Below are 20,577 nucleotides of genomic sequence, written 5' to 3'. Positions count from 1 at the left end.
TCCCCTTGGCGTCCGGGCCGTTCCCCTGTGCACCCCCGTCATCCGGCGGGCGCCGGTTCCCCCTGCGAACGGGCGCCCGCCCTCGCTCAGGAGTCTTCTTCGGGCGTCAGGATCGCGGCGGCGATGTAGACCGGGATGGCGATCCCGACCGACAGGAAGACCGCGGCGACGAGCCCGAGCCGCAGGACGTTCGCGTCGATGCCGAGGTAGGTGGCCCAGCCACCGCAGACGCCGGTGAGCATCTTGTCGGTACGGCTGCGGCGGACCTTCTTGGTTTCCGGGGTGTACACGCTGTTCGTCATGGCTCAATGTTCGCCCGGCGGGGGCACCGCCCACATCGGGAACGGCCCGGACCCCGACCCTGAACTCGCCCTCGGGGAAACCACTCAGGCCAGCGCGGTGACCCGGGCCAGCCGATCCCGCCAAGCCGCCTCGACCTCGGGCGGGGCCGCGTACGCCTCCGCGGGTACCGGGGCCTGCCGCGGGACCGGGAGGTATCCGTCCACAGGAGACAGTGGTTCCGCGCAGACGTCGCCGGTCAGAAGCGAAATCGTGCCCAGTCCACAAGCGAATCCGAGGTCGGGGAGGGCGCCGGCCAGCGCCAGGCCCGCGGCCAGGCCCACGCTCGTCTCCACCGCCGAGGACACCACGCACGGCAGCCCGCACGCCTCGGCGACCTCCAGCGCCCGCCGGACGCCGCCGAGGGGGGCGACCTTCAGGACCGCGATGTCCGCCGCTCCGGCGACCGCCACCTTCAGCGGGTCCTCCGCGCGGCGGATCGACTCGTCCGCGGCGATCCGGACGTCCACCCGGCGCCGGACCGCGGCCAGGTCCTCGATCGACGGGCACGGCTGCTCCGCGTACTCCAGGCCGCCCGCCGCCTTGTCGAGGTCCGCGATCGCGCGCACCGCCGTGTCGACGTCCCACGCCATGTTCGCGTCGACGCGGATCGCCCCGCCGGGGCCGAGCGCGTCGCGGACCGCCTCGACCCGCGCGCAGTCGTCCGCCAGGGAGACGCGCGGGTCGGCGACCTTCACCTTCGCCGTCCGGCAACCGGACGCGCGGACCAGCTCGTGCGCCTTTTCCGGGCCGACCACCGGCACCGTCGTGTTCACCTCGACCCGGTCGCGGACCGGCGCGGGCCAGCCGGCTTCGGTCGCCTCCAGCGCCGCCCGCAGCCACGGCACGCTCTCGGCGTCGGAGTAGTCGGCGAACGGGCAGAACTCGCCCCAGCCCGCGGGGCCGTGCAGCAGCACGCCCTCACGGACGGTGATGCCGCGGAACCGGGTGCGCAGGGGGATCGCGTAGACCTTCATCGAGGCCGATCATGCCACCGCCCCGGGTTTGGCAAACAAGTGCCGAACTGCGCGTTTCCGGTCAGAATGACTCCGTGGTCCTCGATTTCCGCGTGCTGGGTCCGGCCGAGGTCACGGCCGACGGCCGCCCGGTACCGCTCGGGGGCAGCCGGCCGCTGATCGTCTTGGCCGGCCTTCTGCTGCGCGCGAACCGGGTCGTGCCGGTCGACGAGCTGGGCCGCTGGCTGTGGAACGACGACCGCCGCCGGTCCAAGGGCGCGCTCCAGACGTACGTGCTGCGCCTGCGCCGGGCGCTGGGCGACCAGGTCGCGATCCGCACCGAGAGCGGCGGCTACCTGATCGAGCTCGACGACGACCTGCTCGACCTGACCCGGTTCCGCGCGCTGGCCGTCCGCGGCAAGGCGGCGATGGACCGCGGCGAGAGCCGCCGGGCGGCCGCGCACTTCGCCGAGGCGCTCGGGCAGTGGCGCGGCCCGGCGCTGCTGAACGTCGAGTCCGACGCGCTGCACCGCGACGAGGCCGGGCAGCTGGCCGAGGAACGGCTGCGCGTGCGCGAGCAGTGGGCGGACGCGCTGCTCGACGTCGGCGAGTACGGCACCGTCGTCCCCGAGCTGGCCCGGCTGACCAGGGAGAACCCGCTCCGGGAGCGGCTGCACGAGCAGCTGATGATCGCGCTGTACCGGTCGGGCCGCCAAGCCGAGGCGCTGGCGGTGCACCGCCGGATCAGCGACGTGCTGGCCGACGAGCTCGGGCTCGACCCCGGGCCGTCGCTGCAGCGCACCCGCCAGGCGATCCTCACCGGTGCCGACGGCGACACCGCCCCCGCGCTGGCGCGCTACCGGCTCGGCGTCGATCCGCAGGTGCCGCACCAGCTGCCCGCCGACCTGCGGACCTTCTCCGGGCGCGAGTGCGACCTCAAGGCGTTGCACGCGCTGCTGCCGGAGGCGGCCGACGCCGGCACGTCGACGCCGATCGCGTCCGTCGAAGGCATGGGGGGCATCGGCAAGACGACGCTGGCGGTGCACTTCGCGCACGAGATCGCCGACCGGTTCCCCGGTGGGCAGGTCTACTTCAACCTGCGCGGCTACGGACCCGGCGAGCCGGTCGAGCCGGCGGCGGCGCTGGAGGCCATGCTCACCGCGCTCGGCGTGCCGTGCGAGGCGATCCCCGGCGACCTCGACGGCCGCGCGGCGAGCTGGCGGACGCACACGGCCGGGCGGCGGCTGCTGGTCCTGCTCGACAACGCCAACCGCACCGAGCAGGTGAGCCCGCTGCTGCCGGGGCCGGGTTGCCTGGTGCTGGTCACCAGCCGCTGGCAGCTGCGTGCGCTCGTCGCGACGCACGGCGCGCGCCGGATCGCGCTGGAGGAGTTCGGCGACGAGGACGCCGTCGCGCTCCTGGCGTCGACCATCGGGTTCGACCGGGTCGCCCGCGATCCGGCGGCGGCCGAGCGGTTCGTGCGCTACTGCGGCGGGCTGCCGCTGGCGATCCGGATCCTCGCCGTGCGCGCGGCGCAGTTCCCCGACCTGCCGCTCGACGAGTTCGTCGGCTCCCTCGACAGCGATCTGCTCGGTTCGTTCGACCTCGCCGACGGCGAAGGCACCAACATCCGGTCGGTGTTTTCCTACTCCTACCAGGCACTGCAGCCGTCGACGGCCCGCCTGCTGCGGCTGCTCGGGCTGCTCACCGGCGTCGACTTCACCGCACCGGCGGCCGCCGCGGTCGCCGGGCTGGACGTCACCGCGACCCGGCCGATGCTCGAAACCCTGGCCGCCGCGCACCTGCTCGCCCAGCCGCGGCCGGGCCGCTACCAGTTCCACGACCTCATCCGGGCGTACGCGGGTGAGGCAGCTTCGCAGGTGGACTCGGGTTCGCAGCGTGACGCCGCTTTGGACCGGCTGCTGGGCTGGTACCTGGCGTCGGCGCTGAACGCGTCACGGCTGATGCGGCCGGAGCGCTACTACCGGCTCTTGGAGCTCGACGACCTCGAGGGCGGGCTGACGTTCGGTTCGTACCACGAGGCACTGGACTGGTTCGGCGAGGAGTGCGGCAACCTCATCGCCGCGGTGCACCTGGCGCGGCGCCAGGATCGCGACGACGTCTGCTGGAAGCTCGCCTGGCTGCTGCAGAGTTATTTCGTGACGCGCTCGCGGCTCGACGACTGGCGGTCGGTGTTCGCGGTGGCGCTCGAGGCCGCGCGGGCGAGCGGCCACCGGCCCGGCGAAGCGGGGATCTTGAGCGGGCTCGGCGTCGTCAACGGCGTCGCCCGCCAGTACGCCGAGTCCCGGCGCTACCTGGAGCAGGTGCTCACGATCCAGCGCGAGCTCGGCGCGCGCGAGGGTGAGGCGCGGGCGCAGTACAACCTGGCGATGGCGGCGCACAACCTCGAAGACTGCGCCTGGGCGTACGAACACGGTGTGCAGGCGCTGGAGATCGTCCGCGAGCTGGGGCTGGGGCACTTCGAGGCGAGCGTGCTGCGGGCGCTGGGCGACATCTGCACGTCGATGGGTGATCACGAGCAGGCGCTGCGCCTGGCCGACGCGGCGCTGGCGATCCTCGACCCGGACGGGCGGCCGGTGGACACGCGGTTCACCCAGCACACGCGCGGGTTGGCGCTGATCGGCCTCGGCCGGCTCGAGGAAGGCATCGCGTGCCTCCGCGACTCGGTGGAGATGTTCTTCGCCATGGGCGAGCAGTACGAGGCGGCGGACGTGCTGGCCCAGCTGGGCACGATCCACCTCCGCCACGGCGACGCGGCGCTGGCGCGCGAGTGCTGGCTCCGATCGGTGCGGTTGCTGACGGAGCTGGGTCACCCGGACGCGGACGACGTCCGCGCCAAGCTGGCGGCGTTGGTCGTGGCGTGAGCCTCCGGATCCGGACGGCTCACGTGCCGACCCCCAGCGGCAGCACGCAAGCCGGTCCGGCCCGCACGCCCACCCAAGCCGACGGCGCTCACTGTCCACTCACTGTCGCGTGATCGGGGCAACCCCAAGCAGGTCGGCGAGGCATTCGGCGTTCCGGGGAGCCTCCACTTTGACGTCGTTGTCGAAGTAGACGTGCACATCACGCCGTCCGCCGTCGTGCCATTCCCGGATCTTCCGGGCCCACTTGCGCAGGGCTTGGTCGGAGTAGCCGCTGACGTAGAGCTCTTCGTCGCCGTGCAGCCGGACGTAGGCGAAGTCGGCGGTCTGGTCTTCGAGGAACGGCCACTTCCCGGCGGTATCGGCGACGACGAGGGCGATGCTGTGTTCTTTCAGGAGCTCCTTGGCGGCGGGCTCGGCGAAGCTGGGATGCCGGACTTCCAAGGCGTGCTGCAGGGGCCTTTTTGCGCCGGCTTCGAGGTAGGGCGTGCCTTTCAGCTTGTCGTCGTGCTTCGTAGCCAGTTGGGCGGCGTCGGTGGTGGTGCGGGGAAGCAGGGCGAAGAAGTTCTCGAGCCGATCGGGATCGAAGGCCAGCCGCGGCGGTAGCTGCCAGAGGAAGGGGCCCAGTTTCGCACCGAGGGCGAGGACACCGGAGGCGTAGAAGTTCGCGAGGGCGGTCTCGACGTCGCGAAGCTGCTTCATGTGCGTGATGAAGCGCCCACCCTTGACGGCGAAGAGGAAGTCGGCGGGGGTTTCGTCGAACCAGGCCCGGTAGCGCTCAGGGCGCTGGAGGGAGTAGAAGGAGCCGTTGATTTCGACGGCGTTCATCCGCCGCGAGAGGTATTCGAGTTCCCGCCGTTGCGCGAGCTTGGGTGGGTAGAAGACCCCGCGCCACGGGGGATAGCGCCACCCAGAGGTACCGATCCGGATCTCGGCGATAGCTCTCACCGCCTTTCCGCGAAAGGTGATTCCCGCTCGCTTGCCCGGCCAAACACGCCCGCGGCCGGACGGGCGGACCGGAGGTTGGGACAGTCGACCCAACTTGGCGGACGCGCGTCTTACGGGGCCTTTGAAGTGGTGGGTCAAGTGGTGGTCTCCCCGAGGGGTGGTGTGGTTGTGGTGCCCCGGATGCCAGCCGGTTCCGGCGCGGACGCAGATTTGGCAGGCCTACTCGGCCGAACCGCGACGCAGGGGGCGGATTGAGGCGGCCAAGCCGGCTGCGCCCCGCTCCCGGCCCGCCCCGGGGGCTCGCGGCTCCCGGCTCGCCGCCCACTCGAGCCCCGGCCCACCCACGCCCGGCCCGGCCTCGGCTCGGGACCCGCCCAAGCGCCGGCCCCCTCCCCGGCTCCGGCTCGCGGCCCCCGGCCCCCAAGCTCGGCCCCGGCCCCGGCCCCGGCCCCGGCCCCTGCCCCTGCCCTGCCCCGGCCTCAGCCCCGGTCCCGGCCTCAGCCCCGGGTCGGGCTATCAGCCCCGCCCCCCGGTCCCGGCTCGCGGCCCCGGCCACCAAGCCCTGGCCCCGCTCCACGGCCCCGGCCTCAGCCCCGCGCCGGGCTCTCAGCCCCGCCCCCCGGTCCCGGGGCTCGCGGCCTCCGGCCCTAAGCCCCGGCCCCGCTCCACGGGCCCGGCCCCCAGCCCCGGCTGGGCTCGCTCCCCGCTCCCCGCTCCCCGCTCCCCGGTCCCGGCTCCCGGTCGCCAAGCCCAGCCCAAGCCCGGCCCCGCTCCCCGGCCCCGGCCCGGCTCGCGGCCCGCTCCCCGGCCCACGCAAGGCCAGCCCATCCCTCACGCCCAGGAAAACCGCCAGTGCCGCGACTGCACCAACCCCGACGCGTACTCCCGCAGGTTCCCCGGCTGGCCCGCGAACGTCGGCAAACTGAACGCCCGGTGCTCCGCAGCCACCGTCAACGCCCGGGCCTGGTTCCGCGGGGGTGCCGCCACCGACAACTCGATCGCGTCGAACCCCAGCACCACCAGCGTGGCGCCGAACCTGTCCTCCCAGCTGCGCAGCACCGCCGACAGCTCCGCCACCTGGTCCGTGCACTTGATCATTCCCGTCCAGCCCAGCAGGGCGGGGATGTCGGCCGGGCGCTCCGTCTGCACCAGGCCGAGCCGGTGCGGGGCTCGGGTGGCCAGGATCGAACCCGTGTTGCCCGCCTCCGCCAGCGGGTCGGACCTGCGTGGGCTGCGCTTGGCCAGTCCCGGGAACCGTGCGCCGAACGGCCTCAGGCAAGCGCCGCTGCAGCAAGACGTGTCCCACCAGCGGGACAGGGCGTCCGCCGGGTCGGCCGTGGCCACCCGGTGGCCGGCCGGGGCCAGCCTGCCTCGGTCGTCGATCCAGTCCTCGCCGTTCGCCGCGAAGCGCTGGTCGTGGGGGATCAGCACCGGCCACAGGCCGGACCGCTCGAACTCGGCCACGCAGCCGAGGTAGCGCTCGGGCCGGGTCAGCGGCAGGTCGGACACCCACAACCGGCCGTGCCACGACCCCGGTGGGAGGGTCTGGACCGGCGGTGCGGGCGTACCGGGGCGGAGCGGTGCGATCGTCATGGACGTCCCCTCGAACTTGTGTTCGGTTGCTGCATGTCGAACAGTAGTTCGAGGGTCCGACAATTTCCAGTATCACGCCCGCTCATCCGTTCGAGTGAATCAGGGAATCTGCAGGTCAGAGGCCTGCTCGCGACTCCTGTGGCGGAAGTTGTTCCTGTGACGATTCGCTAGGCCGAACGAGGCCGGCGCGCGCGCAACCGGACCAGGACGAACACGGCCGCCGCCACCGCCAGCGCCGCCAGCACGGCGTACTGGAACACCGACGCGTACCGGTCGACCAGCGACCAGCTCTCGCCCAGCAGGTACCCGGCCACGACGAACACCGTGTTCCACAGCAGGCTGCCCGCCGTGGTCAGCAGGAGGAACCGGCCGAACGGCATGCGTTCGACGCCGGCGGGCAGGGAGATCAGGCTGCGGAAGATCGGCACCATCCGCCCCAGGAACACGGCCTTGCCGCCGTGCCGGGCGAACCACGCCTCCGTCCGGTCGAAGTCGCCGGCGTCCATCAGCGGGACGCGGGCGACGAGCGCGCGGGTGCGGTCGCGGCCGAGCAGCGCACCCAGCCAGTAGACGATCACCGCGCCGGCCAGCGAGCCCAGCGTCGTCCAGAACAGCGCGCCGAGGAGCGTGAACGCGCCCCGGCTCGCGGAAAACCCGGCGAGCGGGAGCACCAGTTCGCTGGGGATCGGCGGGAACAGGTTGTCCAGCCCGACGATGATGGCGGCGCCGGGCCCGCCGAGCGCGTCGATGAGCCCGACGGCCCAGCCGGCCAGCCCGGTCATCGGTTCGGCGGAGGTGGCAGTGGTGGTCAGCAAAAAGTCCATGCCTCGAACGTAGGAATTCCCGGGCGGGAGCACATTGCTGAACACCACCCGGAAACATTGCGGAAAACCGCAATACCGAAAGATCCCGCGCTCGCTAACCTGAAGTCGTGATCATCTGGGCTGCACGCACCACAGCGGGCGTCGGCCTCGGCGCGCTCACCGCGATCGCCGAGGTGCTGTACGTCCTGCTGAGTGCGCCCCTGCTCGTCGTTCCCGCGACGCGCGAGGCCGTCCTGCGCGGCGCCCGGAAGCTCACCGAAGTCGAACGCGTTCGGCTGGACCGGTTCTTTGACAACTACAACGATGACGATTACGACGGCCGCCGGGCGCTGCAGTACCTTTTCCCGCGCATCCTCGTCGGCCTGCTCGGGCTGGGCGTCTGGGCGTGCCTCGCCGGCGGGGTCGTGACGGCCGTGTTCTACGGACGGCAGCTGGTCACCGGACGTGCACCCGGTGGGCAGGGTGCCGGAACGGTCGCCGGCTGGCTACTGGTCGCCGCGCTCGCGGCGCTCGCGGTGTTCCTCTGCTTGCAGGGCATGGCCGGCGTCGCCGCGCTGGACCAGTGGCTGGCCAAGCGATTCCTCGGCCCGAGCTTCCGGACGATCGTGGAGCGCCGGATGTCGTACCTCTTCAGCACCCGCGCGGAAGTCGTCGAGGCGGTGAACGGTGAACGCCGCCGCATCGAGCGCGACCTGCACGACGGGGTGCAGCAACGGCTCGTCGCGCTGGGCATGCTGCTGGGCCGGGCCCGGCGCACCGGGAACACCGAACTGGTCCGGCAGGCCCACGAGGAAGTGCAGGAGGCCTTGCGGGAGCTGCGCGAGGTCGCCTGGTACGTGTATCCGATCGCGCTCGACGAAGGCGGTCTCGACACCGCTCTCGAGTCCCTGGCCGAACGAGCGACGATCCCGGTCGAGGTGCGGTACTCGTTGTCCTTGTGGAAACCCTCGCTCCAGGTGGCCACCGTCATCTACTTCGTGGCGTCGGAGGCCGTCACCAACGCGACCAAGCACTCCGGCGCGACGCGGATCACGATCGACGTCCGCCTCCTCGGCCGGGAGATGGTGGTGGAGATCGGCGATGACGGCTCGGGTGGTGCACAGGCCGTCGGCACCGGCGGGCTCAGCGGGCTGGCGCGGCGCGTGGCGGCGGCGGACGGGGAGTTCAGCGTGGACAGTCCGATCGGCGGCCCGACGGTCGTGCGGGCGGCGCTGCCATGCGGGTGATCCTGGCCGAGGACTCGACGCTGCTGCGTGAGGGCCTGGTGCGGCTGCTGGCCGAGGAAGGCCACGACGTCGTCGCCGCGGTCGGCGACGGTGAAGCACTCATCGCGGCCACCGAGCAGGAGCGGCCCGACGTCGTCGTCACCGACGTGCGGATGCCGCCGACCCACACCGACGAAGGGCTGCGTGCCGCCCTCGAGATCCGGGAGAAGTGGCCGGGAACCGGAGTGCTCGTCCTCTCCCAATACGTCGAGAAGCGGTACGCCGCCCAGCTGATCAGCGGCGACCGCGGCCGCGTGGGCTACCTGCTCAAGGATCGCGTGGCTCAGGTCGGTGAGTTCCTCGACGCCCTGGAGCGGGTCGCCGGAGGCGGCGCCGCCTTCGACCCGGAAGTGGTGCGGCGGCTGGTGGCCCGCACGTCCCACGAGGACGCGCTGGGCCGGCTGACCCCGCGCGAGCGAGACGTCCTGGAGAAGATGGCGCAGGGCCACACGAACGCGAGCATCGCGCAGGTGCTGTACCTCTCGCAGAGCTCGGTCGAGAAGCACGCGAACGCGATCTTCGACAAGCTCGACCTGCTCCAGGGGGCCGGCTACAGCCGCCGGGTGCTCGCCGTCCTGCGTTACCTGGACTCGTGACCGGCCGCCGCCGGCCAGAGCCGTCGGCCGGCAGGAGCCCTACGGCAAGATGACCCGCTGGATCGAAGGGGGCGAACGTGGTCGACCGGTACGGGCGATCCGAGCTGCACTACTGCGCACTGGACGGCAACGGTGCGCAGGCGCGGGCACTGCTCGCCGCGGGGCACGATCCCGACGTGGGCGACCATCAGGGCTTCACCCCACTGCACTTCGCCGCGCAGCAGGGGAACCTCGAGGTGGCCACGGTGCTGCTGAATGCGGGCGCCCGGGTCGATCCGGTCAACGGGTACGGGAATTCGCCCCTGTTCACGGCGGTGTTCGCCTACCGAGGCCGTGGCGACCTCATCGAGCTGCTCCGGCGGCACGGCGCCGACCCGCGCCAGGCCAACACCTCCGGGCAGACGCCGGCCGGCCTGGCGCGGCTCGTCGCGAACTATGACGTCGAGAAGTTCTTCACCGACGTCGGCTGAACGGGCTCAGAGCGGCCGGAGCAGGTCGTCCGCGTCCACGATGTGGTACGCGTAGCCCTGCTCCGCGAGGAACCGCTGCCGGTGCGCCGCGTACTCCGTGTCCACCGTGTCGCGGGAGACGATCGAGTAGAAGTGCGCCTGCCGCCCGTCACCCTTCGGGCGCAGCAATCGCCCGAGCCGCTGGGCCTCCTCCTGCCGCGAGCCGAACGTGCCGGAGATCTGGATCGCCACCGAGGCCTCCGGCAGGTCGATCGAGAAGTTCGCGACCTTCGACACCACCAGCGTCTTGATCTCGCCGCGGCGGAACTTGTCGAACAGCTCTTCGCGCTCCTTGTTGCGGGTCGCGCCCTGGATCACCGGGGCGTCGAGCTCGTCGCCGAGCATCTCCAGCTGGTCGAGGTACGCGCCGATGACCAGGGTCGGCTCGCCCGCGTGCTTGGCCACGATCGACTTGATCACCGGGGTCTTCGTCAACGCCGTCGCCGCCAGCTTGTACCGCTCGTCGGCCTCGGCCGTGGCGTACTCGAGCCGCTCGGCGTCGGTCAGCGTCACGCGGACCTCGGTGCACTCCGCCGGGGCGATCCAGCCCTGCGCCTCGATGTCGCGCCACGGCACGTCGTAGCGCTTCGGGCCGATCAGCGAGAACACGTCGCCCTCGCGGCCGTCCTCGCGCACCAGCGTCGCCGTCAGGCCGAGGCGCCGCCTCGACTGCAGGTCCGCCGTCATCCGGAACACCGGTGCCGGCAGCAGGTGAACCTCGTCGTAGACGACCAGACCCCAGTCGCGGGAGTCGAACAGCTCCAGGTGCCGGTACTCGCCCTTGGTCTTGCGGGTGATCACCTGGTAGGTGGCGATGGTGACCGGCCGGATCTCCTTCTTCTCCCCGGAGTACTCGCCGATCTCCTCCTCGGTCAGCGACGTCCGCGCGATCAGCTCGCGCTTCCACTGCCGGCCGGCGACCGTGTTCGTCACCAGGATCAGCGTCGTGGCCTGCGCGCGAGCCATCGCCGCCGCGCCGACCAGCGTCTTCCCGGCGCCACACGGCAGCACGACCACGCCCGAGCCGCCCGCCCAGAACGCCTCCGCGGCCATCCGCTGGTAGTCGCGCAGGTGCCAGTCCTGCTCGTCCAGGGCGATCGGGTGGGCTTCGCCGTCGACGTACCCGGCCAGGTCCTCGGCCGGCCAGCCGACCTTCAGCAGCGCCTGCTTCAGCCGCCCGCGCTCGGACGGGTGCACGATGATGGTGTCCTCGTCGATCCGGGCACCCAGCATCGGGCTGATCTTCTTGTTCCGGACGACCTCGGCCAGCACCGCGCGGTCGGTGGTCGACATGACGAGCCCGTGCGCGGGGTGGTTGGCGATCTGCAGCCGCCCGAACCGGCCCATGACGTCGACGACGTCGATCAGCAGCGGCTGCGGCACCGGGAAGCGCGAGTACGTGGTCAGGGCGTCGACGACCTGCTCGGCGTCGTGGCCGGCGGCACGCGCGTTCCACAAGGCCAGCGGCGTGATCCGGTAGGTGTGGACGTGCTCCGGCGCGCGTTCGAGCTCGGCGAACGGGGCGATCGCGACGCGCGCGTCACCGGCCTGGGGGTGGTCGACCTCCAAGAGCACGGTCTTGTCGGACTGGACGATCAGCGGGCCATCAGTCACAACTACTGTTATACGTGGCTCGCTCCGGCCCGCCCCCGTCGCGGGTCGCCGGTGGGACGATTTGCCGAGGGGATCACTGGAGGGCACGTTGACCACACCACCGTTCGACGACAACCCGTTCCGGTCGCCGGGCTACGCGCAGCCCGCGCCGATGCCGCCGGTACCGGGGCCGCAGCCGATTCCGCACTGGTTCACCACGAAGGTGCGGATCACGCTGGTCGCGTGCGTCGTCGCCGCGCTGGGCCTGGGCGTTCTGGGCGCGATGGGCGTCTACTGGGTCGACCGCAGCGGGCCGCCGTCGAACGGCGACTGCCTGTACCTGACGCGCGAGGGAGCCGGCAAGCTCGCCTACCACCGCGTCGGCTGCTCCGCGAACAACGCGACGTACAAGGTCGAGAACACTTACCGCGGGACCATCACGTGCGCCTCCGGCGACTACGTGCGGTTCCGGCTCGGCTCGGGCACCGGCCAGACACTCTGCCTGGCCCTGAACGTCAAGGCCGGTGACTGCCTGCGCGACGTCGACGACGAGAGCACGATCGGCAAGGTCTCCTGCACCGACCCGGCGGCGCAGGAGCGCGTCGAGATCCTCTCCGGCTTCGGCCGCGACGACAAGTGCGAAGGCGCCGACGACGTGTTCAGCTACGCCGGCCCGCCGTCCCGCACGGTGTGCCTGATCAAGACCGGGGAAAACATCTGACCGGACCCGTCACCCTCAGTATCCGGTCCGCTCCGGGAGCAGGCTCTGGACGTCGAGGCGGTTCGCCAGTTGCCCGGAGTTGTGCATCAGGTCGGCGACGCGCTGCAACCGGATGCCGTTGAGCGACGCCGGGTACGAGCCGAGCGAGATCAGCGCCGCTGTCGTCGTGTCGATGTCGGAGAACTTCGGCAGCGCGTCACGCACGATCGCCGGGTCCGTCGCGCTCTGCTGAGCCGTGCCCAGCGCGGTGCGGAACGCCCGGAGGGTGCGGGGGTTGGCCTGCGCGAACGGCTTCGCCGCCGCGTAGCCGGAGAGCGGGAAGTCGAGCGTCGAACCGCGGGCGCCGTCGGCCAGGATGTGCGCGCCGAGGTCCTTTTCGGCGCGGGTGATGTACGGCTCGATCATCAACGCGGCGTCGGCGTCGCCCGCCTGCAGCGCCTGCGGCATCCGGTCGAACGGAATGGCCGTGAACTTGATCTTCGCCTGGTCCACGCCCGCGGTGACCAGCACCGAACGCGCGACGAGCGCGCCGATGTCGTCGAGCATGTTCACCGCGATCTTCGGCGACCGCTTCGCCGTCGGCACGGTGTAGTCCGAGTCCGGCAGTGTGACCAGGGCCATCGTGTTGGGGCCGGCGGTGTAGGCCTCGCCCTGCAGCTGCAACGCCGTCCCGCCGGCCGCGGCGCGGAACATCGCGATGTCGGAGGCGAAGGTGACGTCGAGGTCGCCGGCGGCCAGTTTTGCGAGCCCGTCGTCGGCGCCGAGTTCCACGAGCTGCAGGTTCAGTCCGGCGGAGCCGAACTTCCCGGCCGCGACGGCGATCCGCAGCGGGGCCGTGTCGATGGCGTTGCCCACACCGACGCGCAGGGTGGTCCGCTCCAGCGGCGGCGGGGCCGCGGGGGTGCCGGAAGAGAACACGCTGCACCCCGCGGTCGCCAGGAGCGCCGCTACCAGCGGAATCAACCGTCCGCGTCTGATCATGAACCTTCACCTACCGCGAGAATCTGGTTCTCGTGCTGGATCGTATGGTCCGCGCCCCATACGATCGCGGGCAGGGCCGTATCGTGCCAGCGCGGCTTTCGGATCTTCATGGGGCGGGCTACCGTTCAGTAGGTTCGAGGTGTCGTTCGATCCGCGGGTTCCCGCCCGCGGCGGAAAAGGAAACCAGGTGACCCGTCGCAACAAGCGTCCCCGCAAGGGCGGCGACGCGGCGGATCCGCGTCCGGCGGGCGGCCGCTGGCGGTTGCGGAACTGGCGTCTCGGCACGAAGCTCTTCGCCGTCCTCCTCATCCCGGCGCTGGCCGTGATCGCGCTCGTCGGCCTGCGGATCAGCTCCGACCTGCGCGACGCCCGGCAGCTGGCCGAGTTCGCCACGCGCGGCCGCGTCGACAGCACGGTCGCCGAAGCCTTGCACGAGCTGCAACGCGAGCGCGACCTCACTGTCCGGTTCGTCGCCCAGAACCGCCAAAGCGATACCGCGGACCTGACCGCCCAGCGCAACCGCGTCGACCAGGCCATCGGCGGGTTCGAGCGGACCCTCGCCGAGAGCAAGGCCCGGCTCGACGCGAACGCCGCGGAAAGCCTGCAGCAGACCGACGACCGCCTGCGCGTGCTCGGTGGCCTGCGGTTTTCCGCGGAACATTCGGCGTTCCCCGCCGACGCCGTGCTGCGCTCCTACAGCGAGCTGATCTCCGGCCTGCTCGACATCAGCGACTCCGCCGCCGCGGACGTCGCCGACCCGGAGCTCGCGCGGATGCGGCTGGCGGGCAACGCGCTCGCCCGGATCAAGGACCAGATGTCGGTCAAGCGGGCGGTGATGGCCGAGGCGCTCGCGTCGGGCACCCTGAACCGCGACCGCACGCGCGCCCTGCTCGGCGCGGAAGCCGAACTGGACGCCGCGCGCAACGACTACCGCACCTTCGCCACCCCCGACCAGCAGCGGATGTACGACGACACGGTGATCGGCCTGGTCGTCGACATCGGCAACGACATGGTCGAATCCGCGCTCACCCGCACCGAAAACGGCCAGAACCTCTCGGGCCTCGACCCGAACCAGTGGGACACCTCGGCAACGCACACGGTGAACCTCGCCCACCAGGTGCAGCAAGCGCTGCTGGTCCAGTTGCAGGAACGCACGGACACCCTGGCGGCGCAAGCCCGTACGGCCGCGCTGTGGGACGGCGGTGTCGTCCTCGGCGTCCTGCTCGTCGCCGGTGTGCTGTCGGTGGTCATCGCGCGATCCCTGTTGCGCCCCTTGCGGATCCTGCGCCGGACGGCACTGGAAGTGGCCGAGCACCGGCTGCCCGCGGCCGTGCAGAACCTGCTCACCGATCCCGAGCCCGCGCCCGAGAACCTGCGGAAACGGCTCGCCGTCGCGCCCGTGCCGGTGTTCACCCGAGAAGAGCTCGGCCAGGTGGCGCGCGCGTTCGACGCGGTGCACGGCGAGGCTGTCCGGCTCGCGGGCGAACAGGCCATGTTGCGCGAGAACGTCAACGCGATGTTCGTCAACCTCTCGCAGCGCAGCCAGGACCTCGTCGAACGGCAGCTGTCGGTGCTCGACCGGATGGAGGCCGGCGAGCAGGACCCGGACACCCTCGCCGGGCTGTTCGAACTCGACCACCTCGCGACGCGGATGCGGCGCAACAGCGAAAACCTGCTGGTGCTCTCCGGCCAGGACTCCGCGCGGGAGGACGCCGGCCCGGTGGCGGCCGACGAGATCATCGGCGCCGCGCTCTCGGAGGTCGAGGACTACCAGCGGATCGAGCTCGGCCCGGCGCCGCAGGTCGCGGTCCGCGGTGAGGCCGTCAACGACCTCGTGCACGTCGTTTCGGAGCTGCTGGAGAACGCGACGCGCTATTCCGCCGACGAGACGGTCACCGTGGCGAGCGCCGAAACCCACGACGGCGACTGGCAGATCGAGATCATCGACCACGGTGCCGGCATGCCGCAGGCGGAGATCGACCGCACCAACGCGCGGCTCGCGAACCCGCCGGACGTCGACGTCGAGGTGTCGCGCCGGATGGGCCTGTTCGTCGTCGCGACGCTGGCCACGCGCCACCACATCGACGTCAGCCTGAGCGCGGGCGCGGACTCCGGGCTGGTCGCGACCGTGCTGGTGCCCGCGGCCCTGATCGTCGAGCTGCCGCCGATGCCGGCACCGCCGCCGCCCGCCGAGCCGGCCGCCGCCCCGGAACCGGAGCTGCTGGCGCCGCTCGCCCCGCTGACGCCGCCGGAGCCCGAACCCGAGCCGGAGCCGGAAGAGCTGTCGCCGCCGTCGATCGAGGCCGGGCCGCCGCGCCGGGCCCCGGTGGTGGCCCGCGACCACGCGCCGGAGTGGCCGACCGTGGACGAAGAGGCTCACCTGGACCTCGACGCCCCGACCGAGCGGATGCCCGCCTACCGCGACGTCCTGTCCCGCTGGTTCGACGCCTCCGCCGCACCCGAACAGCCGCGGAAGCCGGCGGAGCCGCGCCCGGTCGCCGAAGAGCCGCGGCCGGTCGAGCCCCAGCCACGGCACGCGCTCACCACGCGGCCGCCGATCCGCGAGCCGCAACCGGCACCGGCCCCGCCGCCGCCACCGGCCCCGCAACCGCAACCGGTGCCCCAACCGCAATCGGCGCTGGCACCGGCACCGGCGCCCCGACCGCAATCGGCACCGGCACTGGCACCGGCACCGACGCCACAACCGCAATCGGCCCCGCCACTGGCACCGCAGTCGCAACCGGCCCCGGCGCCACAACCGCAGCTGGCCCCGCCACCGCCGCCGCCACCACCCGCGCTCGCGCCGCCATCGGCTCCGGTGGCCGTCGCGCCCGTGCGCACGCCGGACGACGAAGACACCGAACCGCGGCTGACGCCCGTCGCGCCGCCCGCCGCGATCCAGCCCGCGTACGAATGGCCGACCCCGGCCGAACTGGAGCAAGAGGACGGTGCGGAGGACACCTGGCCGTTCCTGCAGCCACTGGATTCCGCGGCCAGCCCGGGAGCGGTGCCGGAACAGCGGCCGATACTCTCTCTTTCCCCGGAAGCGGTACGCGAGCGGATGACGAGCCTTCAAGGCGGCTTCCGGCGAGGGCGGCACGCGAGGGGAGACGACACCCGGAACCAGTGAAACGGATGAGGCATGAGCTCGAAGACGCCCCTGCTGGAAGTGATCGCGCTGGACGCGGCGGACGCCGAAGGCGCGCAGGCGGGCGGGGCCGACCGCCTCGAACTGGTTGCGGACATGGCGCAGGACGGCCTGACGCCGTCCGTCGAAACGCTGCGTGACGTGCTTTCGGCGACCGACCTCCCGGTGCGGGTCATGCTGCGGGACAACGGTTCCTTCGCCGTGGGCGACCTGGAAGGGCTGCGCGCGGACACCGCCCGGCTGATCGACGCGGGCGCCCGGGAGTTCGTCTTCGGCTTCCTCAACGTCGACAGCGAGATCGACCTCGACGCCTGCGAGGCGCTGATCAAGGAGGTCGACGGCCTGCCCTGGACGTTCCACCGCGCCATCGACCGCACGCGCGATCCGTTGCGCGCGTACGACCAGCTGGCCTCGCTCGGCTGTGACACCGTGCTCGCCGCCGGTCACCCGAACGGCGTGGCGAGCGGCCTTTCGGTGCTGCAGCGGCTCGCGCAGCGCGACGGCGGCCCGGAACTGCTCGTCGGCGGCGGCCTGCGCGCCCAGCAGGTCCACCTCCTGCGCGCGGGCGGAGTACGGGGATTCCACGTCGGCAGCGCGGTGCGGCCCGGCGGCTGGCAGGCGCCCGTGGACGCCGGAACCGTGCGCACCTGGGTCGACCTCGTCAAATCCTGATCGACTACGTGAATTCCACGGAGAATCGGCGGAGTAAAACGGTTTCCGCCGATGTTTTTGCGTGCCGGCGACAATCGTGACCCGGCACGTGAAATTGCATCCGTCTCGTGCACTGTCGCGCGCGGAGTTGCGCGTGCGGCTGCACAGTCGGTTCCGCTTTTGACCTGGTTGGTGGCTGAATCGGCGGCATCTGCCGGTTATCGTTGGCGAAGTCGGGCGCGGTCGGCGGTGACCACTGTCGATCCCCGGCTCATTCGACACCCCGGCCCCCGGTGTCATCAATCGTCTGGAATGTACAGGAGGCAGCGCTGTGGGCGCGCGTATCCGGTTCGCAATCCGTTCGATGTCCGGCCAGCGGGAAACCAGGACGTCGACCATCAGGTTGATTTCCGCCACCTGGGGCCGGCTGATTACCCGTGACTATCGCCCGAGTACCGCATCGGCAAGCCGGAGGGCCGAATCGTGACCGGCGCGATACCGCGTCAACGCGGAACGGAAACCACCGCAGACGATTTCGCGCACCTGGGGCTCGGCGGCTCCCTCGCCCTGACCGGGCTGCTGGCCGTCGTCAAGATCGCGGAAACCGCCACGGGTGTGGTGCTGACCGCCACCGGGGTGCTGCCCGGTGCCAGTCCCTCGAAGGAGCGGGCTCCGGCCTGGCCCCGCGGGGAATGAGCGGAGCTGCCCGATCGGCAGCTCCCTACGGACGGAGGGCTGCCATGACCGGCGGTGACGGGCGGGACGGCTTCAGCGGCGCACGCGTGGGTCTCGCCGACGTGCAACGGCTCGAGGACACCGTCGCGCGGCTTCGGGCGCAGGACTACCGCTACGGCGGCGGTGCCTGCGGCGAAGCCGTCGCGGAGGTGCTGCCCCATGCCGTCGGGCTGCTGGACGGCACGGTGCGCGGCAAGGTTCGGCCGCGGCTCTGCACCGCCGTCGCCGACCTGTACAACCTCGCCGGCTGGACCAGTTTCGACGACGACCGCCCCGAGGCCGCGCTGGAAGCGTTCGCGCAGGCGCTGGACCTGGCCGTCGAAGCGGGCAACCACGACCTCCAGGCCAACATCCGGTACCGCGCCGGGCGGCTGCTGCTGCACTACGACGCGGTCGACCCGGCACTGACCGAGTTCGGGCGGGGCCGCGAGGCGGCGCTGCGGGCGCGCTCGCGGCTGGCCCAGGCGATCCTGTCCGCCAACCAGGCGTGGGCGGACGCCAAGAAGGCCGACGCCGTCGCCGCGCTGGCGTGCCTGCACCGGGCCCGCACGGAGTTCGCCGACGCCACCGGCGTGGAACCGTCGCCGTGGGCGGCCTTCTTCGGGCCCACCGACCTGGCGGCCATGATCGGCACGGTCCACGGGGAACTGGCCCAGGTCGTCGACGTCCGGCACGGCCGCGACGGCATCCCCGCGCTCGCCGACGCGCTCGCCGGCTACGGCCCGGAGATGGCCCGCAGCCGGTCCCTGACGATGATCTGGCTGGCCACCGTGCACGCACTGGACGGCGATCTCGACGTCGCCGCCGAGTCCGGACGGGAGGCGATCGAGCTGGTCGGCCTGCTGCGCTCGCCCCGGACCCGGCAGCGGCTGCGGACGTTGTCGGCCGCGGCCCGGCGCCACCGGCGTGACGCGCGTGCCCGGGAGATCATCGAACGCGTCGAAATGGTCGGGCATTCCGGACAATAATCCTTTTGTCATGGGAAGGTAAACCTGACGGAAAATGAAAATGGGATCCGCTGAAAGACCGGCCAAAAGTAGGTTCTCGGCGTGATCACGTCTTCTTATGCTTCTCGGCAACCTGCGGCGAGCATTCCGCGCAGGCCCGGTCCCCACCGCCGAGAGGAAATTCCCCATGCGCTTGCGCAAGCTCGTCGCGGCCGCTGTGCCGCTGCCTGCGTTGCTCGGCCTCGCCGTGGCCGTCCCGGCCGCCGCCGCCCCGGAACCCCTGGTCACACTGGCCGACAACGCCGCGCCGCTGATCAACAGCGCCCGCACCGGCGACGTCGCGGCCGACCGGCCGATCACCGCCGCGCTCTCGCTGAAACTGCACAACCAGCAGGCGCTCGAAAAGTTCCTCGCCGACGTCCAAAATCCGGCTTCGCCCCAATACCACCGGTTCCTGACCCCGGCGCAGTTCAATGCCAGGTTCGGCCCGACCCAGGCGGACGTTGACAAGGCCGTCTCATTTCTCGGGAAAGCCGGGCTGACCGGGGTCGAGGTTTCCGGCAACCGGCAGGCCATCACGTTCACCGGCTCGGCGGCGCAGCTCGAGTCGGCGTTCCGGACCAGGATCGGGACCTACCACGACCAGGTTTCCGGGCGGGACTTCTTCGCCAACGACGCCGTCCCGGCCGTGCCGGCGAGCGTCTCGGACGTCGTGGGCGGGGTCGTCGGCCTCGACGACCACGCGGTGCGGACGCATTCGTCGAAGCCGCTGGCGCAGCCCAACGTCGTCAAGTCCGTCACCCCGCCGGTGCTCAAGACCGCTTACGGCACCAGTGGTCTGTCGGCGACCGGCAGCGGTGTGAACGTCGGGTTCGTCGAGTTCGACGGCTACCAGAAGTCCAACATCACCAAGTACGACAGCACGTACGGCCTTTCCGCGGGCTCGGTGACGACGGTCGGCGTCAGCGGCGCGAACTACGACTCGTCGCCGGGCGATGGCCAGATCGAGGTCGAGCTCGACATCGAGGTCGTGCACGCGCTGGCCGCGGCGGCCAACGACTACGTCTACGAGGCGCCGAACTCGAGCGCGGGCGAACTCGCGATGTACCAGAAGATCGCGTCCGACGCGAAGGTCCACGTCGTCTCGATTTCCTGGGGCGCCTGCGAATCCGCCGAAGGTTCGAGCGCGGCGAAGAGCGTCAGCAGCGCGATCGCGACCGGCACGGCGGAGGGCATTTCCTACTTCGCCGCGGCGGGCGACGACGGCACGACCGACTGCTACCGCCAGACGGGTTCGACGGCGAAGGGCGTCGACTTCCCGGCGTCGAGCCCGAACGTCTCGGGCGTCGGCGGCACGAAGCTGAGCGTGACCTCGTCCAACGGCTACAGCAGCGAAGTGGTCTGGAACGACGGCAACAGCGGCGGCTCGACCGGCGGCGGCATCTCGACGGTGTTCACGGCGCCGTCATGGCAGTCCTCGCAGAGCACGACGTACCGCAAGGTGCCGGACGTGTCGGCGGACGCCTCCCCGACGTCGGGCTACTACATCTACAGCGCGGGCAGCTGGGGAACGGTCGGCGGCACGTCGGGCGCGGCCCCGCTGTGGGCGGCCTTCGCGGCGCTGCAGAACCAGGTGCACGGCGGCGGTCTGGGCAACCTGAACCCGAAGTTCTACTCGATCGGCAACGGGTCTTCGTACGGAACCGGTTTCCACGACGTGACGTCGGGCAACAACACCCTGCACGGGACGACCGGGTTCGCCGCGGGGACGGGGTACGACCAGGTGACGGGCTGGGGTTCCTTCAAGGCGAGCGGGCTGTCCGGCCTGATCGGCTGAGTGTGTGGAGCCGGGGCTGTCGCAGGTTTGCGACGGCCCCGGTTTCCCGTTT

Annotated in this window: 16 protein-coding genes; 9 read left to right on the top strand and 7 right to left on the bottom strand. The window is 71.6% G+C overall.

The features are described from left to right. Positions 1 to 86 precede the first annotated feature (86 nt). Both QRY02_RS33420 and QRY02_RS33415 read right to left on the bottom strand, forming a co-directional pair. Positions 87 to 302: a PspC domain-containing protein gene (locus tag QRY02_RS33420; protein WP_285986790.1), complete on the bottom strand. Its 216-nt coding sequence runs from the start codon at positions 300 to 302 to the stop codon at positions 87 to 89. Positions 303 to 386: 84 nt separating this feature from the next. Continuing rightward, positions 387 to 1,316 carry an o-succinylbenzoate synthase gene (locus tag QRY02_RS33415; protein WP_285986789.1) on the bottom strand — a complete coding sequence of 310 codons (930 nt, stop codon included), beginning with the start codon at positions 1,314 to 1,316 and terminating at the stop codon, positions 387 to 389. A gap of 74 nt (positions 1,317 to 1,390) precedes the next feature. On the opposite strand from QRY02_RS33415, the gene QRY02_RS33410 reads away from it, so the two are divergent. Continuing rightward, on the top strand, positions 1,391 to 4,180 hold the full coding sequence (locus QRY02_RS33410; protein WP_285986788.1) for an AfsR/SARP family transcriptional regulator: 2,790 nt from the start codon (positions 1,391 to 1,393) through the stop codon (positions 4,178 to 4,180). A gap of 99 nt (positions 4,181 to 4,279) precedes the next feature. Here the strand turns inward: QRY02_RS33410 and QRY02_RS33405 are convergent, their stop codons facing one another. The 3 genes from QRY02_RS33405 to QRY02_RS33395 form a co-directional block, all read right to left on the bottom strand. Next, positions 4,280 to 5,125, bottom strand: coding sequence for a DUF72 domain-containing protein (locus QRY02_RS33405; RefSeq protein ID WP_285986787.1), 846 nt, complete (start codon positions 5,123 to 5,125; stop codon positions 4,280 to 4,282). Positions 5,126 to 5,956: 831 nt separating this feature from the next. Continuing rightward, positions 5,957 to 6,718: a DUF4253 domain-containing protein gene (locus tag QRY02_RS33400; protein ID WP_285986786.1), complete on the bottom strand. Its 762-nt coding sequence runs from the start codon at positions 6,716 to 6,718 to the stop codon at positions 5,957 to 5,959. A 167-nt stretch (positions 6,719 to 6,885) separates the two neighbouring features. Beyond that, the gene (locus QRY02_RS33395; protein WP_285986785.1) at positions 6,886 to 7,542 is read right to left on the bottom strand and encodes a DedA family protein; all 657 of its coding nucleotides are present in this window, start codon (positions 7,540 to 7,542) and stop codon (positions 6,886 to 6,888) included. A gap of 107 nt (positions 7,543 to 7,649) precedes the next feature. Between QRY02_RS33395 and QRY02_RS33390 the strand changes: the two genes are divergently transcribed. From QRY02_RS33390 to QRY02_RS33380, 3 genes are all read left to right on the top strand, one after another. Then, a complete protein-coding gene (locus tag QRY02_RS33390; protein WP_285986784.1) occupies positions 7,650 to 8,768 on the top strand; it encodes a sensor histidine kinase in 1,119 nt (372 codons plus the stop codon). Next, positions 8,759 to 9,403, top strand: a complete 645-nt coding sequence (locus QRY02_RS33385) for a response regulator transcription factor (protein ID WP_285986783.1) — start codon at positions 8,759 to 8,761, stop codon at positions 9,401 to 9,403. The genes QRY02_RS33390 and QRY02_RS33385 overlap by 10 nt, the downstream gene beginning before the upstream one ends. A 77-nt stretch (positions 9,404 to 9,480) precedes the next feature. Continuing rightward, positions 9,481 to 9,873 (top strand): ankyrin repeat domain-containing protein, encoded by a 393-nt coding sequence (locus tag QRY02_RS33380; RefSeq protein ID WP_285986782.1) that lies wholly within the window; start codon positions 9,481 to 9,483, stop codon positions 9,871 to 9,873. Between the two features lie 6 nt (positions 9,874 to 9,879). Here the strand turns inward: QRY02_RS33380 and QRY02_RS33375 are convergent, their stop codons facing one another. After that, on the bottom strand, positions 9,880 to 11,526 hold the full coding sequence (locus tag QRY02_RS33375; RefSeq protein ID WP_285986781.1) for a DNA repair helicase XPB: 1,647 nt from the start codon (positions 11,524 to 11,526) through the stop codon (positions 9,880 to 9,882). Between the two features lie 88 nt (positions 11,527 to 11,614). Here QRY02_RS33375 and QRY02_RS33370 point away from each other — a divergent pair, with 88 nt between their 5' ends. Further along, positions 11,615 to 12,226, top strand: a complete 612-nt coding sequence (locus QRY02_RS33370; protein WP_285986780.1) for an LppU/SCO3897 family protein — start codon at positions 11,615 to 11,617, stop codon at positions 12,224 to 12,226. 15 nt (positions 12,227 to 12,241) lie between these two features. Here QRY02_RS33370 and QRY02_RS33365 read toward each other — a convergent pair whose 3' ends face one another. Further along, a complete protein-coding gene (locus QRY02_RS33365; protein ID WP_285986779.1) occupies positions 12,242 to 13,207 on the bottom strand; it encodes an ABC transporter substrate-binding protein in 966 nt (321 codons plus the stop codon). Between the two features lie 187 nt (positions 13,208 to 13,394). Here QRY02_RS33365 and QRY02_RS33360 point away from each other — a divergent pair, with 187 nt between their 5' ends. From QRY02_RS33360 to QRY02_RS33340, 4 genes are all read left to right on the top strand, one after another. Continuing rightward, positions 13,395 to 16,337: a sensor histidine kinase gene (locus QRY02_RS33360; RefSeq protein ID WP_285986778.1), complete on the top strand. Its 2,943-nt coding sequence runs from the start codon at positions 13,395 to 13,397 to the stop codon at positions 16,335 to 16,337. Between the two features lie 12 nt (positions 16,338 to 16,349). Then, positions 16,350 to 17,027, top strand: coding sequence for a copper homeostasis protein CutC (locus tag QRY02_RS33355; RefSeq protein ID WP_285986777.1), 678 nt, complete (start codon positions 16,350 to 16,352; stop codon positions 17,025 to 17,027). A gap of 416 nt (positions 17,028 to 17,443) precedes the next feature. Continuing rightward, complete coding sequence (locus tag QRY02_RS33345) at positions 17,444 to 18,709, top strand: NsdA family TPR-like regulatory protein (RefSeq protein WP_502874153.1); 1,266 nt, start codon at positions 17,444 to 17,446, stop codon at positions 18,707 to 18,709. A 166-nt stretch (positions 18,710 to 18,875) separates the two neighbouring features. Beyond that, entirely contained in the window at positions 18,876 to 20,525 is a 1,650-nt protein-coding gene (locus QRY02_RS33340) for a S53 family peptidase (protein WP_285986774.1), read from the top strand. Positions 20,526 to 20,577: the final 52 nt, after the last annotated feature.

Origin of the sequence: Amycolatopsis sp. DG1A-15b, from assembly GCF_030285645.1 — a bacterium.
In the GTDB taxonomy this organism is placed as follows: Bacteria; Actinomycetota; Actinomycetes; order Mycobacteriales; family Pseudonocardiaceae; genus Amycolatopsis.
Note: the sequence above shows the minus strand (reverse complement) of the source record. Positions and strands in the feature narration are given on the sequence as shown.

What these genes read in the sequence shown, in the direction of transcription:
- QRY02_RS33420 (WP_285986790.1), bottom strand. Translation starts at nt 302, where the DNA reads ATGACGAACAGCGTGTACACCCCGGAAACCAAGAAGGTCCGCCGCAGC.
- QRY02_RS33415 (WP_285986789.1), bottom strand. Translation starts at nt 1,316, where the DNA reads ATGAAGGTCTACGCGATCCCCCTGCGCACCCGGTTCCGCGGCATCACC.
- QRY02_RS33400 (WP_285986786.1), bottom strand. Translation starts at nt 6,718, where the DNA reads ATGACGATCGCACCGCTCCGCCCCGGTACGCCCGCACCGCCGGTCCAG.
- QRY02_RS33395 (WP_285986785.1), bottom strand. Translation starts at nt 7,542, where the DNA reads ATGGACTTTTTGCTGACCACCACTGCCACCTCCGCCGAACCGATGACC.
- QRY02_RS33385 (WP_285986783.1), top strand. Translation starts at nt 8,759, where the DNA reads ATGCGGGTGATCCTGGCCGAGGACTCGACGCTGCTGCGTGAGGGCCTG.
- QRY02_RS33365 (WP_285986779.1), bottom strand. Translation starts at nt 13,207, where the DNA reads ATGATCAGACGCGGACGGTTGATTCCGCTGGTAGCGGCGCTCCTGGCG.
- QRY02_RS33355 (WP_285986777.1), top strand. Translation starts at nt 16,350, where the DNA reads ATGAGCTCGAAGACGCCCCTGCTGGAAGTGATCGCGCTGGACGCGGCG.
- QRY02_RS33340 (WP_285986774.1), top strand. Translation starts at nt 18,876, where the DNA reads ATGCGCTTGCGCAAGCTCGTCGCGGCCGCTGTGCCGCTGCCTGCGTTG.